This is a genomic window from Lacinutrix sp. MEBiC02595 (assembly GCF_053601555.1).
In genome coordinates this window covers 340,637-355,844 of record NZ_JBSHNU010000246.1, presented here as the reverse complement: position 1 = coordinate 355,844, position 15,208 = coordinate 340,637, and the positions used below count along the sequence as shown (strand labels likewise).

The window sequence follows — 15,208 nt, the reverse complement described above, 5'->3', positions numbered from 1 at the left end:
AAGTATGTGCTAAAATTTATACTGTAAAAAAGCAGAGAAATTACGACCGGGTTCTGTAATTGGTGTTCTTCCAAAGTCTGCTTGATTCGTAAAAGAGAAGTTTAAATGGTTATTATAAGCTTCGTCTAAAGCATTAATTACGGCAACCCCTAAAGTTATGTTCTTAATCGGTTTCACGCCAAAACGTACATCTAAAGTTTGGTAGCCATCGGTTTCCGTTTCTCCAAAACTTCTTGAAATGTTTTCTTGCTTAGAAACTAAGTTATATTGAACGCTTCCCCAGAATTTTTCTTTTTGAAATCCTAAACTTAGCTTACTAGTAAAAGGTGGTGTTAGTGGCAGCGACTCTTTTAAATCTTTGTTTTTTGCATATACGTAAGCAAATTCTGTTTTAAAATAATAATCTTTTAAAAAATCTACTTGTGCCATTGCTTCAAAACCAGTTTTGTATGCCTCGTCTATATTTTGAAATACTTTTACGTTGGTAGGATCTGCTGTAGGATTAAACTTTTTAGCAATTGTTGGATCTATAACACCTACAATATAATTTTCAAAAAAGGAATAATAAAAAGAGGTTTCATATCGAAAACTATTAAAACCATTTTTTAAAGCTTGTTTTCCTTTAAAACCAATTTCAAATTGATTATTTACTTCTGCTTTTAAATTAGGATTTCCAACATATTCATAAGGATCTTGGCCAACAGTAAAATGATTTATAAAACGTTCAATCATATTTGCAGAACGAATACCACGACCATAAGCAGCTTCTAAAGTGAAATTATCAGAGACTCTGTTTTTAAGAGATACTGTTCCGCTTACATTATGTTCTGTGCGTTTTTCTAAATCATACATAGCAGCAAAATCTGCTTCTGGATCTTGTATGTCTGAGGTTACATGATCATAACGAATACCAGCTGTAAATATGGTTTTAGGAGTCATATTATACTTGGCTTCAGTAAAAATTCCTAAATCTGTGATATAAGAATCTTGCCACACTTTATCATTAAAAGTCATGGGTGTTGGTAACATATTTCCATTCATTATTTTCACCAATCTAGTTCTTCCGCCATCTCTAGCAATATGCATGGCATCTAAACCAGAAAATACATTTAGTTTTTCTACAGGTTTCCAGTTTAGTTCTAGCTTTCCTCCAATAGTTGTTGCATCCACGCCAGAAGCTGCTTCCATCATCATAAAAGAAGGTCTGTTATCATTAGTCATTAAATGATCTACATAACTGTAATACACTTTTGCGGTTAATGATTTTGCTACTTCTCCAATATTATCTAGTTTATAATCTAAAGACAAAATACTGCTATTATCGTATTCGGTATCCATCGCCAAAGCAGCATGCTGTACATCACGTCCAAAAGATTGTCTCCAATGTGCTTGTAAACGTTGGTCGTCTGTAAAGTTATAACCTACTTTAATGCCGTAGTCGGTACTTTTAAAAGACGAAGGTATTTCGGTACCATCTCCATCTTCATAATTACCAAAATCTCTATAACCTGCATTTGCAACGATGTCATATTTTTCTTGAATATATTGAAGTTGTGCCAAGTTTACTAAAGAATTTCCGTTGCTTTCATATCCAGCCGAAACTTTTCCGTGTAACCCATAATCTTCATAATCTGGTTTCTGAGTTACCAAATTAATAATGCCTCCAAAAGTTGCTCCGTAGCGAACTGTGTATGGCCCTTTTATGATTTCTATTTTTGAAATTTCTTCCGGAATAATATGCGTGGTTATGGGATCCATTCGATTCGGACAAGCATGCATTGCTTTTGTTCCTCCATCGTATTGAATGTTTAATTGTTCGTATTGTGAAGCTCTAAAGGAAGGATCAATCGCGTAATTTCCTCTTTTTATAACCGAAAAACCGTTGATGTTATTAAATAAATCGGCAACGTTTTTAGGTTGTACAATTTTTTCGTCATAGGTATTGGAAACAACGGTTAATACGGGATCTTTTTTTAAGTTTCCAGTAACAATAACTTCATCTAAAGTGGTCGTTTTTTGTGCTGTGCTGTCTTGTTTAATTTCGTTTTGTTCTTGACCAAAAGAAATTGCTGAAATTAATGTGCATAATAACACACTATATACTGTTTTCATGTATAGTAATTTTATATTTTGTTTAAGTGTTTGCAGTGGGTTTCACTGAAAATAAGGAAATGAAAAACTACACTTTTGGAGGATGAAAACAATCGTTTATATTGTGGAAAGAATATAGGTTTTGATACGTACTTGGGTTTTGTTTTTTAAGTCGTATTTTTTGCTGAAATACTATAGTTTCCATTGTATTTGTGAATAAAAGGAGCTCTTTAAAATCTACAATACTTTCCGGAGTTTTTTGGTCTTTATCTTGTGATTTGGAAACCTTTTTTAAATGACATTTTCCATTACATTTTAATTCTGGTTTGTCCTGGTTTACACAAAATGCTTCTATAAAACCAATAGTGTCTATATGGTAATACCCATAATTTAACGTTACTCGCATTCCATTAAATAGAAGAAGCGTTGTTAAACCAATAGCGAATATTTGTGTGCTTAATTTCATTACAACAAAAATAAGATCCAGAATTTCTTTTAAAGCTGATTTTTATCATGTTTATAAATAATTCGGATATTTTTATCCACTATTGTCAATCCTTATAATACCATAAGAATTTGCTGTAGTTTAAGTGACAAATGTTACAGACCAATAATTGGTTGTGGTGTAATTTTATACTATTAATAAATAAAATCGATACCACTATGAATACTTTAGAAACAACAGAAAAACAAGAAGTTTTTACCATGCCAAGAATTGGAGATAAGGCTCCTGAATTTACAGCTACAACAACGCAAGGTGAAATTAATTTCCCTTCAGATTATAAAGGGCAATGGTCCATATTATTTAGCCATCCAGCAGATTTCACTCCAGTTTGTACTTCAGAGTTTATGACATTTGCACATTTAGAGGATAAGTTTAAAAAAGCTAACTGTAGCCTTATAGGTTTATCTATTGATGGTTTATACAGTCATATCGCTTGGTTAAGAACTATTAAGGATAAAATTGAATTTAACGGAATGAAAAACATTGAAGTTAAATTTCCTTTAATTGAAGATATCTCTATGAATGTTGCCAAAAAATATGGAATGATTCAATCTGGAGAAAGTAAAACACAAGCGGTTAGAGCGGTCTTTTTTGTAGATCCAGAAAGTACAGTTCGTGCATTAATCTATTACCCATTAAGTTTAGGACGTAATTTTGATGAATTATACAGAGCGTTGATTGCAATGCAAACATCCGACAAATTTAACGTGGCAACTCCGGCAGATTGGAATCCTGGAGATGATGTTATTGTATCTCCTGCCGGATCATGTGGTGTTGCTGAAGAAAGAATGACATCAACAGAAGGTTTAGATTGTAAAGATTGGTTTTTCTGTACAAAGAAATTGGATAAAGATTTAGTGTTAGATACGATTCTTAAAAAGTAAAATAATTTTAAACTTAAAAAGAGTCTTTATATTAAAGGCTCTTTTTTTATTTAATTCATTAGTAATAGTGTATTCTTATCAAAATAGAAAAATATAATGCTGTTTTACCATTTTAGTTTTAAATTTATAAGATCACTAATTTTTTTATCCTATTAATACACATAAAAATATAAAAATTATGAATGTTATACAGTTTGAAGATAAACCATTGGCTCATTATTCTTACGCTATAATAAGTAATAATGAAATGGCTATTGTGGATCCATCAAGAGATCCAAAACCTTATTACGAATTAGCAGAAAAACATAATGCAAAAATATCAGCGATTTTTGAAACACATCCACATGCAGATTTTGTGAGTAGTCACTTGCAAATACATAAAGAGACTGGCGCAAAAATTTATGTAAGTAAATTGGTTGGTGCTATGTATACACACCAGGCATTTGATGATGGAGATACTGTTAAAATTGGCGATATTACATATGCTGCAATTAATTCTCCCGGACATTCTCCAGATAGTATTACTATCATTGCTACAGATGCAGATAATAATCATGTCATGTTCTCTGGAGATACTTTATTTATAGGGGATGTTGGAAGACCTGATTTAAGAGAAAAAGCAGGTAATATGAAAGCAAAAAGAGAAGAATTAGCACAAAGTATGTACTATACAATTAAAGATAAGTTTAATCACTTAACAGATGCTACACTAGTATATCCCGCGCATGGAGCTGGTTCTTTATGTGGTAAAAATATGAGTGCAGATCCATCTAGTACCTTAGGAAGAGAACGTAATGAAAATTGGGCTTTTAAAGATTTAACGGTAGATCAGTTTAAAAATCACATTTTAAAAGATCAACCTTTTATTCCTTCTTATTTCGGATTTAACGTTGCTATAAATAAGGAAGGTGCAGATAATTTTGAAACTGCATTTTGCGATGTACCTTTCTCGTTTGGAATAACAGATTTTAAGGAGGATAACAGTTTAATTATTGATGTAAGAAGTGCATCCAGTTTTAAAAAAAATCATCTTAAAGGAAGTATTAATATTATTGCAGAAACCGAAGAGGACAAAGTGGAAACATGGCTAGGTTCTATTGTAGCACCTAAGGAAGCGTTTCATTTAGTAATTAATTCTATAGATGATAGAAAAAACATTCTTAGCCGTATAGCTAAAATTGGTTACGAAAAACAAATCAAATCGGTTATAACTTTAGGTGCTAATACATTTGAAACATTCAAATCATTAGATATACAAGACTTTAAAAAACACCCAAATCAATATACTATTATTGATATTCGAAATACTAGTGAAGTGGAGGAAGGTAAGATTTTTAAAAATGCTATTTCAATTCCTCTACATCAGTTAAGAGCTTCTAAAAACAAAATTCCTACAGATAAACCCATTGTAGTGCATTGCGCTGGTGGATATAGAAGTGCAGCAGGTAGCAGTATTATTTCAAATGCAATAGATAATGTTGCGGTATATGATCTTAGCGATGCGGTTAAAGAATTTAATGTGCAACACTAAAGGCACAAATGAAAAATTTTAATGGTATTAAAAGTTCTTTTAGTACCAATTATATAGATTGGTTTTTCGGTACGAAAAAATTAGATAAAGACTTAGTATTAGATACGATTCTTAAAAAGGTCTGAATTATTATTTCTTAATTTTAAAAAGCCTCTTTTAGAGGCTTTTTTGTAATAAAAGTTACATAGCGTTACGCGTTTGTGTTGTATTTTTATAGTCTAAAATTAGAATATGGAAGACATGATCTTTTACGATAGGTTGCAATTTGCATTTACTATCACATTTCACTATATATTTCCGCAATTAACCATGGGATTATCTTTATTGATCGTCTTTCTTAAAGGAAAATATTTACTATCCAAAATTGAAAAATATAATAATGCAGCAAAATTTTTAATGAAAATCTTTGCTATCAATTTTACCATGGGCGTGGTAACCGGGATTCCTATGGAATTTCAATTTGGTACCAATTGGGCGAAATTTTCGGAATTAACGGGAGGGATTATTGGACAAACATTAGCAATGGAAGGGATGTTTTCCTTCTTTTTAGAATCCTCTTTTTTAGCACTCTTTATTTTTGGTGAAAAATTGATGGGACAAAAGCTACATTTCTTAACGGGATTTTTAGTGTTTTTAGGTTCCTGGGCAAGTGGTTGGTTCATTCTAGCAACCAATGCTTGGATGCAACATCCGGTAGGTTATGAAATTTTAGAGAATGGAAAATTTGTCTTAGAAAACTTTTCAGCGCTGTTTACTAATCCGTGGTTATTACCTGCTTTTTTACATAATCAAATGGCTTCTGTGGTTACTTCTTCTTTTGTTGTAGCAAGTATAGGCGCTTTTTATATTTTAAGGAATAAACAAGTGGAATATGGTAAACTATTCTTGAAAACAGGTGTTGCTTTCGGATTAGTTTCTAGCATTTTAGTTGCTTTTCCAACAGGAGATTGGAATGCTAAAAATGTAGCAAAATACCAACCAGCATCTTTTGCCGCTATGGAAGGCATTTTTGAAACCGAAGAAGCTGGAGCAGAAATTGTATTGGTTGGTCAGCCAAATATGGTAGAGAAAAAATTGGATAATAAAATTGCTGTCCCAAATATATTAAGCTTTTTAACACATCAGGATTGGGATAAACAAATCCCAGGAATGGATCAGTTTAAAGAGGAAGAATTGCCAGGTAATATTCCAGCACTTTATTATTCGTATCATATAATGGTTGGTTTAGGGACCATATTTATAGGGGTTATGGTATTGGCACTTTTACTTTTATGGCGAAAAAAATTGTTCACTTTTAAGCCATTACTTTGGTTTATTATGTTTTTAGTTCCGTTTCCTTATATCGCAAATATTACAGGTTGGTATACCGCAGAATTAGGAAGGCAACCCTATTTGGTATATGGCTTATTAAAAACAAGCGATGGTGTTTCTCCAACAGTTTCTTCTGGTAATACCTTATTTACTTTATTGGGTTTTGTTGCTTTATATATGTTACTAGGATTGCTTTTTTTAGTCTTAGTTGGTAAAACTATTAATCAAGGTCCAAAACCGAAAACACATTAATTATGGAAATATTTTGGTATATAATAATAGGAATTGTTTTAGCGATGTTTTTTGTTTTAGATGGTTATGATTTTGGAACAGGAATTATTCATTTATTCTTTGCTAAAACCGAAGAAGATAAAGAAGTAATTGCTAAATCTGCAGGTCTTTTTTGGGATTCTAATGAGGTGTGGTTAGTGGCTGCCGGTGGCATGTTGTTTATGGCTTTTCCAACTTTTTATGCATCTGTTTTTAGCGGATTCTATTTACCATTAATCATCGTTTTGTGGTTAATTATTTTTAGAGCGATTGGTTTAGAATTTCGAGGTCAGTTTAAATATCAAATGTGGAAAGATATTTGGGATACTTCTTTTGGTGTTTCTAGTTTGTTATTAGCCTTGTTTTTCGGAATTGCTTTAGGTAATATCGTAAGAGGTGTCAATTTAGGAGGTGTAGAAAACGGAATCTCTGCTCATGAAGGACATTATTTTTTCTTGCCATTATGGAATAGTAGCTTTAGTCCGCTAACCGAAAACCCCGGAGTTATCGATTGGTTTACCATTGTTATTGGTTTAATTTCGGTGGTCACCTTAGCAATTCATGGTGCGAATTGGGTAATTTTAAAAACAAACTCCAGCGTTAATAAAAAGCTTAAATACGTTATTTTAAAATTAAATATTACCTTATCTATTCTTACTGTATTTTCTCTTTTTGTATGGCAAATAGTGAATCCGAATGCTTTAGATAATTTTATAGACAGACCTTATTTATTAGTGTTTCCTCTTCTTTATTTAATAGGATTAATTGGGTTGTTTTTTATTAAAAAAATAAAGAAAGATAGTCATGCTTTTGTATTATCTACCTTATTAATAGTTGGAGGAATTACATCTTCATTAGCATCGCTATTTCCTGTGATATTACCTTCTGTGAATAATATTCATGAAGATTTAACTATTTATAATACTGCAGCTCCTGAGTATGGTTTATCTGTGGCTTTAACGTGGGGAATTGTTGGCTTTATTCTTCTTTTTGTGTACATGATTATTCAAAAAAGACTGATGGGAGGAAAGGTTGATAAAATGGATTATGGACATTAGTACAAACCTACTATTATGACAGAAACATTAATTTCTTTAATCAGTATTCTAATCGGAATAATAGCTGCTAATAGTACAGGAGTGTTGTTTAAAAAATATTCCTTTGGTGTGATAGGAAATACTATCGCAGGTGTTTTTGGAAGCATATTTCTAATTAAATCCTTTGGAAGACTAGGTTTTGATCCGCTATCGATAATGGAAAACGGAACATTTCATACATCATTATTTATAATTAATGGTATTGTTTCTGCTTTAGGAGGCGCTTTAGGAGTACTAGTTATTAATTTAATCTATAAAAAGCTGAACAAATAGCGATTTATTCAGATTACATGATATAAATCATTTTTTACAATTACAATTCATTATATATTTGTTAACCACTTGGTTAAACCATGTAGTTATAATGAAAAAATCAAAAGACAAAAACACAGAAGAGCAGATTCTAAATGCGGCTAAAAATATATTTCAGTCTAAAGGAATGGATGGTGCTCGTATGCAAGAGATTGCCGATAAAGCAGGTATTAACAAAGCGATGCTTCATTATTATTATAGAAGTAAGCAGTTGTTGTTTGAAGCGGTTTTTAAGAATGCATTTAGCTTATTAGCACCACAATTAAATGCTATTTTAAATGATGATTCTTCTATTGAAGCGAAGGTGAAGAACTTTACATCAGACTATATAACATTCATTGTTAAACATCCTTATTTGCCAAATTTCATCCTTCAAGAATTGAATAGAAATCCAGAGTTTCTTCTTAAAATGAAAGACACCAATGGTTTTCCAAATATTGAAAAGTTCAAGAAACAAGTAGATAAAGAAATTGCAAATGGGATACTAAAACCAATTAGTGCGGAACATTTATTCATTAATATATTGGCTTTAAATATTTTTCCTTTTGTAGCCAAACCTTTAATAAAAGCATTTACAAATACAGACGATAAAGCATACAAGCAATTAATGGAAGATCGTAAAACCGAAGTTGCTAATTTTATTATCCATTCTATAAAGAACACATAAAATGAAACAATTATTAATCCTTCTAATTTTCTTAACTGTTTTCCCTAGTGTTGCGCAACAAAGTATCACGTTGGAGGAATGTTACCTATTTGTGACGTCAAATTATCCGTTAGCAAAACAAACAAAACTATTAGAAACGCAAAACGAATTAGATGCAGCTGTAATAGCCACTTCCAAATTACCTCAAATTAATTTGGATGCACAAGCAACCTATCAGTCAGATGTGATTGAAATTCCTATTCCAAATGCAAATATGGAAGGATTAAATAAAGATCAATATCGTGCAACGGTTTCTGTGAATCAATTGATTTATAATGGAGGCGCAACAGATGCCTCATTACATTTGAAATCTGCTCAGTTAAAAACAAAACTAAAGCAGGTAGAAGTCAGCTTGTATCAACTAAAACAGCAAATCAACCAAATCTATTTTTCAGTTTTGCTAATTCAAGAATCGGAGTTGTTATTAAGAGCAAAACAAGCACAATTACAAGCAAAATTAAAAGAAGTCCAATCCGGAATTAAGTATGGCGTTATTCTGCCAACTTCTGATAAAATATTAGAGGCAGAATTATTAAAAATTAACCAACAGTTTCAAGAATTAGCAAGTAATAAAGTAACACATATAGAAACACTTTCCAGTTTAATAAATCTTCCTTTAAATACTGCAACACAATTCCAAAATCCAATAGTAGAAACACAATTAGAGCAAGATTTAAGTAGACCAGAATTAGAATTATTTCAGCTTAAAAAAGAAGAAATTCAAAATTCAGAAAAGCTAATGTCTAAGCAAAATGGACCAAAACTTCTTGGTTTTGCAACTGGTGGATATGGCAATCCTGGATTGAATATGTTGGATAATTCCTTTCAACCATTTTATACTGTTGGTGTGAAACTGAATTGGTATGTTTTCGACTGGAATTCCAATAAAAAACAAAGACAATCCTTAGCTATCAACAAAGATATTGTAGATAATGAAACAGAAATTTTTAAACTGAATACAAACATTAAATTAAATCAACAACAAAAAGAAATAGATAAAACGGAAGCTTTTATTACTTCTGATTTAGAGGTAATAAATCTTAGAAAGGAAGTTTTGAAAACAGCAGATTCACAACTTAAAAATGGCGTGATTACGTCTTCAGCATATATCACAGAATTGACCAATTTATATGAAGATGAAAATACTTTGGTACGACATAAAATTCAGTTACAACTTGCAAAAGCAAATTACAATGTTATTAAAGGAGAAAAGAAATAAAATCTTACAGATAGCGCAGATTAACGCAGAAAAAGTTTGCATAATCAATTAAAAAATTCTGCGTATATCAGCGGGAGAAAATAAAATAATCATGAAGAACTACAAATACATATTAGGATTAAGCATCATGGCTTCTAGCTTATTTTCCTGCGGAAATGATAGTGAAAGAGCAGATGGCTATGGAAATTTTGAAGCAATAGAGATCACTATTTCAGCGGAGAATAATGGAAAACTAATACAGTTTAATGTCACCGAAGGAGATGTGCTTCAAAAAGAACAATTTATAGGTTATATCGACAGCATTCCGTTAGCATTAAAACGTGAACAACTAGAAGTGGCTAAGGCTGTGATTAGTTCAAAATCAAAAGGTGTTTTATCTCAAATTCAAGTGCTAAATGCAAAATTAAAAACAGCAAACACCAACAAAAATCGGGCTGTGAATCTATTAAAAGATAATGCAGGAACACAAAAACAATTGGATGATGTTTCAGGAGAAATCGATGTGATTAGAAACCAAATTAGAAGTGTAGAAATACAGAATGGTCCAGTGGTAAACGAACTGAAATCCATAGATGTTCAGGTAAAACAAATCGAAGATCAAATTCAAAAAAGTAAAATTATTAATCCAGTAAATGGAACGGTTCTAACCAAATACGCAGAGCCAAATGAAATTACAGCTTTTGGAAAACCACTGTATAAAATTGCAGATTTAAACACCATGCAATTACGCGTTTATATTAGTGAAACACAATTGGCAAATATTAAAATCGGACAAGAAGTCACAATTAAAATCGATGATGCAGACGCTATGCAATCCTTTAAAGGGACAATTAGTTGGATTGCTTCAGAAGCAGAGTTCACACCAAAAATAATTCAAACGAAAGAAGAACGTGTTGCTTTAGTTTATGCTGTAAAAGTGGATGTGAAAAATGATGGTAGCCTAAAAATAGGAATGCCTGCGGAATTATGGATACATAATTCCACAGAAAATTAGCAATAAAAATCAGTAAAATAATTTTAATAAAGCATTATGGAAAAACATATGTATAACGTCAATGTAAATTGGACGCAAGACAGAAAAGGAACGCTGTGTTCTCCGGAATTGAAAAATAACGGAACTAACGAAACGAATTGCATCGAAGTGGCAACACCACCAGAATTTCCAGGCGGAATGCCCAACATTTGGACTCCAGAACATTTATTTACAGCAGCAATAAGCAGTTGTTTAATGACTACTTTTTTAGCCATTGCGGAATATTCAAAATTAGAATTTGTAAGCTTTAAATGTGGGGCAAAAGGTATTCTAGAAAAAGTGGATGGCAAGTTTGTAATTAGTGAAGTATTATTGTTTCCAGAAGTTGTGATTACAGAAGAATCTAAAAGAGAACGCACAGAACGAATTTTAGAGAAATCGGAAAAGGCTTGTTTAATCTCAAACTCTATTACTTCAAAAATTACAATGGAAACTAAAATTAGTGTTCAAAATTAAAATCTTGTGAGTATATCTGTCCGCCATATTAGCAAATCTTATAAAAATGTAAAAGCTTTAGAAGACATTTCTTTTGAAGTGAAATCGGGTGAAATATTTGGACTCATTGGTCCGGATGGCGCAGGTAAAACAACGTTGTTTAGAATTCTAACAACCCTTTTAATTGCTAATAAAGGTACCGCAACAGTTGCTGGTTTTGATGTGGTTCTAGATTATAAAAAGATTCGGAATAGCGTTGGCTATATGCCAGGGAAGTTTTCACTCTATCAAGATTTAACGGTCCAAGAAAATTTGAGTTTTTTCGCAACTATCTTCGGAACCACGATAGAAGAAAATTACGATTTAATAAAAGAGATTTACGTTCAAATAGAACCTTTTAAAGATCGTAGAGCAGGAAAATTATCTGGAGGAATGAAGCAAAAACTCGCTTTATGTTGTGCATTAATTCACAAACCTAAAGTGTTGTTTTTAGATGAACCAACCACAGGAGTAGATCCAGTTTCTAGAAAAGAATTTTGGGAAATGTTGAAACGTTTACAACAAAAAGGAATCACCATTTTGGTCTCTACACCGTATATGGATGAAGCGGCTTTGTGTGATAGAATTGCCTTAATTCAAGATGGGGAAATTTTGCAGATAGATACACCTCAGGCGATTGTAAAACATTACCCAAAACAAATTTACAACGTACGTGCAAATAATATGTATTCGCTAATTAATAGTTTAAAAGCATACGAGTATAACCATAGTGTTTATCCTTTTGGTGAGTTTGTGCATTATACCGATCGTAGAGCAGATTTTAATCCGAAAGATTTACAAGTGTATTTAGAATCGAAAAATATTTCCAATGTGGAAATAGTAAAAACAGTAGCAACTATTGAAGATACCTTTATGGAATTAGCAAAATAAATTAATTAGGCCTGACAGGTTTCTAAAATATCCTGCGCGGTTTTTAAAATCTTGTAGGTATAAAAAAAAAGCAGGTAAATTAATAAGATTCCCATTTTCGTGGGAAATGAATATGAACAAGAACAAAGTCATACAAGTAGAAGGATTAACCAAAATGTACGGAGATTTTGCAGCTGTAGATGCCATTACTTTTGAAGTGGAGAAAGGTGAAATATTCGGATTTCTAGGAGCAAATGGAGCAGGGAAAACTACAGCTATGAAAATGTTGATTGGTATTTCTAAACCGACAGCGGGAAAAGCACAGGTTGCAGGATTTGATGTGTATAAACAAGCCGAAGACATCAAGAAAAACATTGGTTATATGAGTCAGAAATTTGCTTTGTATGACGATTTAACCGTTAAAGAAAATATTGCTTTTTTTGGGGGGATTTATGGATTATCAAGAAGAAGCATCAAAGAAAAATCTACTGTTTTAATTGAAGAATTAGGGTTAGAAAAAGTTGCGAACAAACTAGTTGGTGCATTACCATTAGGTTGGAAGCAAAAGCTGTCCTTTTCTGTTGCACTACTTCATGATCCTAAAATTGTGTTTTTAGATGAGCCAACAGGTGGCGTGGATCCAATTACTAGACGTCAGTTTTGGGAAATGATTTACAAAGCAGCTAGCGAAGGAACAACCGTTTTTGTAACCACGCATTATATGGATGAAGCAGAATATTGCGACAGAGTTTCCATTATGGTAAATGGTAAAATAGAAGCTTTAGATACGCCTAAAAAATTGAAAGAACAGTTTCAGGTAGGTAATATGAATGATGTGTTTTTAAAACTGGCAAGAGGATGACAAAGTTTTTTGCAAATGTCTAAAAAATAGTTTACCGCGGATTTCTCAGATTTACGCAGAAATGAGACTAAAAGAATCTGTGGTAATCGGTGTAATCAGCGGGAGAAAAAACAAGTAATTTATGGAAGAAAAAACAGAAAATGAATTATCCTATATAATCAGAGGAGGGATTTTTAAAGTTTATAATGAATTAGGTCCAGGTTTATTAGAATCTGTATATGAAAGCGTTTTAATGTATGAATTAGAAAAGCAAGGATTATCTGTAAAACGACAAGTAGCATTACCTATATTTTATGATGGTATAGAATTAGAAATTGGTTACCGATTAGATTTATTAGTGAATAATAAAGTAATAATAGAAATTAAATCAGTAGAAATTTTAGCGAAAGTTCATCATAAACAAGTTTTAACATATTTAAAGCTTTCAGAAATAAAACTAGGCATTTTAGTGAACTTCAATGTTGATGATATAACAAAAGGGATTTTCAGAAAAGTAAACGGGTTATAAAATAGTTTCCCACGGATTTCTAAGATTTACGCAGAAATGAGACTAAAAGAATCTGTGGTAATCGTTGTAATCAGTGGGAGAAATGAAAAAAATAAATGACCTATGGAAAAAAGAACAGGAAATGAATTATCCTATATAATTAGAGGAGGACTTTTTAAAGTCTATATAGTAAACTTCAATTTTGCTGATATAACAAAAGGGAATTGCAGAAAAGTAAACGGGTTATAAAAATAGTTTCCTGCGATTTCTCGGATTTACGCAGAAAAAAATATAGTTTGATTAACAAATCTGTGGTAATCGGTGAAAACTGCGGAAAAAGAAAATAAGAAATGAAACGATTCATAGGCTTCATAAAAAAAGAATTCTACCACATTTTTAGGGATAGACGCTCGTTGTTTATACTCTTCGGAATGCCTATTGCTCAAATCATGCTTTTTGGTTTTGCAATTACTAATGAAATCAATAATGTAGATATCGCTATTTTAGATCATTCAAAAGATGCAACTACCCAAGAAATTATCCGTAAAATTTCAGCTTCAAAATATTTCAGTATTAATCAAATCATCGAAAAGGAATCAGATATTGAAACCATTTTCAAAAAAGGAAAAGTAAAAGCAGTTCTAAATTTTGAAAAGAATTTCAGCAAAAACCTAATTAAAGATCATAATGCAAGCATTCAGATTATTACAGATGCCACAGACCCAAATACTGCAAATACGATAAGTAATTATGTAAATGCTATTCTTCAGAAATATCAAAAAGAATTAAACAAAGAGATTACTATAGTTTATCAAATAGTTCCACAAACACGCATGGTTTACAATCCAGAATTAAAAAGTGTGTACATGTTTGTTCCTGGTGTAATGACTATTATTTTAATGTTAGTTTCTGCAATGATGACCTCCATTTCTATTACTAGAGAAAAAGAATTAGGTACCATGGAAATTCTTTTAGTGTCGCCAATAAAACCAATTCAGGTAATTATAGGTAAAGTGTTTCCGTATATTTTTCTGTCTATAATTAATGCAGTAGTTATTGTTTTATTAAGCATTTTTATTTTCAAGATGCCAGTACAAGGAAGTCTCTTTTTATTGGCAATAGAAAGCGTTTTGTTTATTATTTCAGCATTAGCTTTAGGGATTTTAATCTCCACTATTTCAGAAACACAACAGACAGCAATGATGATTTCGTTAATGGGACTCATGCTTCCAGTGATTTTATTATCAGGTTTTATTTTTCCTATTTCAAGTATGCCTGTTCCACTTCAAGTTATAAGTAATATTATTCCCGCAAAATGGTTTATCATCATTATTAAAGGGATTATGCTCAAAGGAGTAGGATTGCAATTTATATGGAAAGAAACCTTGATTTTATTGGGAATGACTATATTTTTTATTGCATTAAGTGTGAAGAAATATAAAATAAGATTAGAGTAAAAAAGTACGTTTTCCTGCGAGGTTTTAAAAACCTTGAAGGTATTTTAAATTAATAAAAGAGATTCCGGCCTGCGCTGGAAGTTATATAAATCGAGCATG

General features: G+C 31.7%; 15 protein-coding genes. 13 read left to right on the top strand and 2 right to left on the bottom strand.

Translation table 11 applies throughout. The annotated features are described in order from the left end of the window. Nucleotides 1-9: 9 nt before the first annotated feature. Together ACVCZW_RS19015 and ACVCZW_RS19010 are read right to left on the bottom strand one after the other, a co-directional pair. The gene (locus ACVCZW_RS19015) at nt 10-2,112 is read right to left on the bottom strand and encodes a TonB-dependent receptor domain-containing protein (RefSeq protein ID WP_452233197.1); all 2,103 of its coding nucleotides are present in this window, start codon (nt 2,110-2,112) and stop codon (nt 10-12) included. Between the two features lie 67 nt (nt 2,113-2,179). Then, entirely contained in the window at nt 2,180-2,557 is a 378-nt protein-coding gene (locus tag ACVCZW_RS19010) for a hypothetical protein (protein WP_452227835.1), read from the bottom strand. A 197-nt stretch (nt 2,558-2,754) separates the two neighbouring features. Here ACVCZW_RS19010 and ACVCZW_RS19005 point away from each other — a divergent pair, with 197 nt between their 5' ends. The 13 genes from ACVCZW_RS19005 to ACVCZW_RS18945 all read left to right on the top strand — a co-directional run bounded on the left by ACVCZW_RS19005 (nt 2,755) and on the right by ACVCZW_RS18945 (nt 15,109). After that, nucleotides 2,755-3,480 (top strand): peroxiredoxin, encoded by a 726-nt coding sequence (locus tag ACVCZW_RS19005; protein WP_452233196.1) that lies wholly within the window; start codon nt 2,755-2,757, stop codon nt 3,478-3,480. 178 nt (nt 3,481-3,658) lie between these two features. Then, the gene (locus ACVCZW_RS19000; RefSeq protein ID WP_452227837.1) at nt 3,659-5,011 is read left to right on the top strand and encodes an MBL fold metallo-hydrolase; all 1,353 of its coding nucleotides are present in this window, start codon (nt 3,659-3,661) and stop codon (nt 5,009-5,011) included. A gap of 231 nt (nt 5,012-5,242) precedes the next feature. Continuing rightward, nucleotides 5,243-6,574: a cytochrome ubiquinol oxidase subunit I gene (locus tag ACVCZW_RS18995; RefSeq protein WP_452233195.1), complete on the top strand. Its 1,332-nt coding sequence runs from the start codon at nt 5,243-5,245 to the stop codon at nt 6,572-6,574. Between the two features lie 2 nt (nt 6,575-6,576). Further along, nucleotides 6,577-7,650, top strand: coding sequence for a cytochrome d ubiquinol oxidase subunit II (cydB, locus tag ACVCZW_RS18990; RefSeq protein ID WP_452227839.1), 1,074 nt, complete (start codon nt 6,577-6,579; stop codon nt 7,648-7,650). A gap of 15 nt (nt 7,651-7,665) precedes the next feature. Next, on the top strand, nt 7,666-7,962 hold the full coding sequence (locus ACVCZW_RS18985) for a hypothetical protein (protein WP_452227840.1): 297 nt from the start codon (nt 7,666-7,668) through the stop codon (nt 7,960-7,962). 91 nt (nt 7,963-8,053) lie between these two features. Next, complete coding sequence (locus ACVCZW_RS18980) at nt 8,054-8,668, top strand: TetR/AcrR family transcriptional regulator (RefSeq protein ID WP_452227841.1); 615 nt, start codon at nt 8,054-8,056, stop codon at nt 8,666-8,668. Between the two features lies 1 nt (nt 8,669). Beyond that, complete coding sequence (locus ACVCZW_RS18975; RefSeq protein WP_452233194.1) at nt 8,670-9,926, top strand: TolC family protein; 1,257 nt, start codon at nt 8,670-8,672, stop codon at nt 9,924-9,926. Between the two features lie 91 nt (nt 9,927-10,017). Beyond that, the gene (locus ACVCZW_RS18970) at nt 10,018-10,920 is read left to right on the top strand and encodes an HlyD family secretion protein (RefSeq protein ID WP_452227843.1); all 903 of its coding nucleotides are present in this window, start codon (nt 10,018-10,020) and stop codon (nt 10,918-10,920) included. A 36-nt stretch (nt 10,921-10,956) separates the two neighbouring features. Next, on the top strand, nt 10,957-11,415 hold the full coding sequence (locus ACVCZW_RS18965) for an OsmC family protein (RefSeq protein ID WP_452227844.1): 459 nt from the start codon (nt 10,957-10,959) through the stop codon (nt 11,413-11,415). Nucleotides 11,416-11,421: 6 nt separating this feature from the next. Continuing rightward, nucleotides 11,422-12,324: an ABC transporter ATP-binding protein gene (locus tag ACVCZW_RS18960; protein ID WP_452227845.1), complete on the top strand. Its 903-nt coding sequence runs from the start codon at nt 11,422-11,424 to the stop codon at nt 12,322-12,324. Between the two features lie 112 nt (nt 12,325-12,436). Beyond that, nucleotides 12,437-13,165, top strand: coding sequence for an ABC transporter ATP-binding protein (locus ACVCZW_RS18955; RefSeq protein ID WP_452233193.1), 729 nt, complete (start codon nt 12,437-12,439; stop codon nt 13,163-13,165). A 121-nt stretch (nt 13,166-13,286) separates the two neighbouring features. Beyond that, on the top strand, nt 13,287-13,673 hold the full coding sequence (locus ACVCZW_RS18950; protein ID WP_452228244.1) for a GxxExxY protein: 387 nt from the start codon (nt 13,287-13,289) through the stop codon (nt 13,671-13,673). A gap of 329 nt (nt 13,674-14,002) precedes the next feature. Further along, nucleotides 14,003-15,109, top strand: coding sequence for an ABC transporter permease (locus ACVCZW_RS18945; protein WP_452227847.1), 1,107 nt, complete (start codon nt 14,003-14,005; stop codon nt 15,107-15,109). The last annotated feature ends 99 nt before the right edge of the window (nt 15,110-15,208 follow it).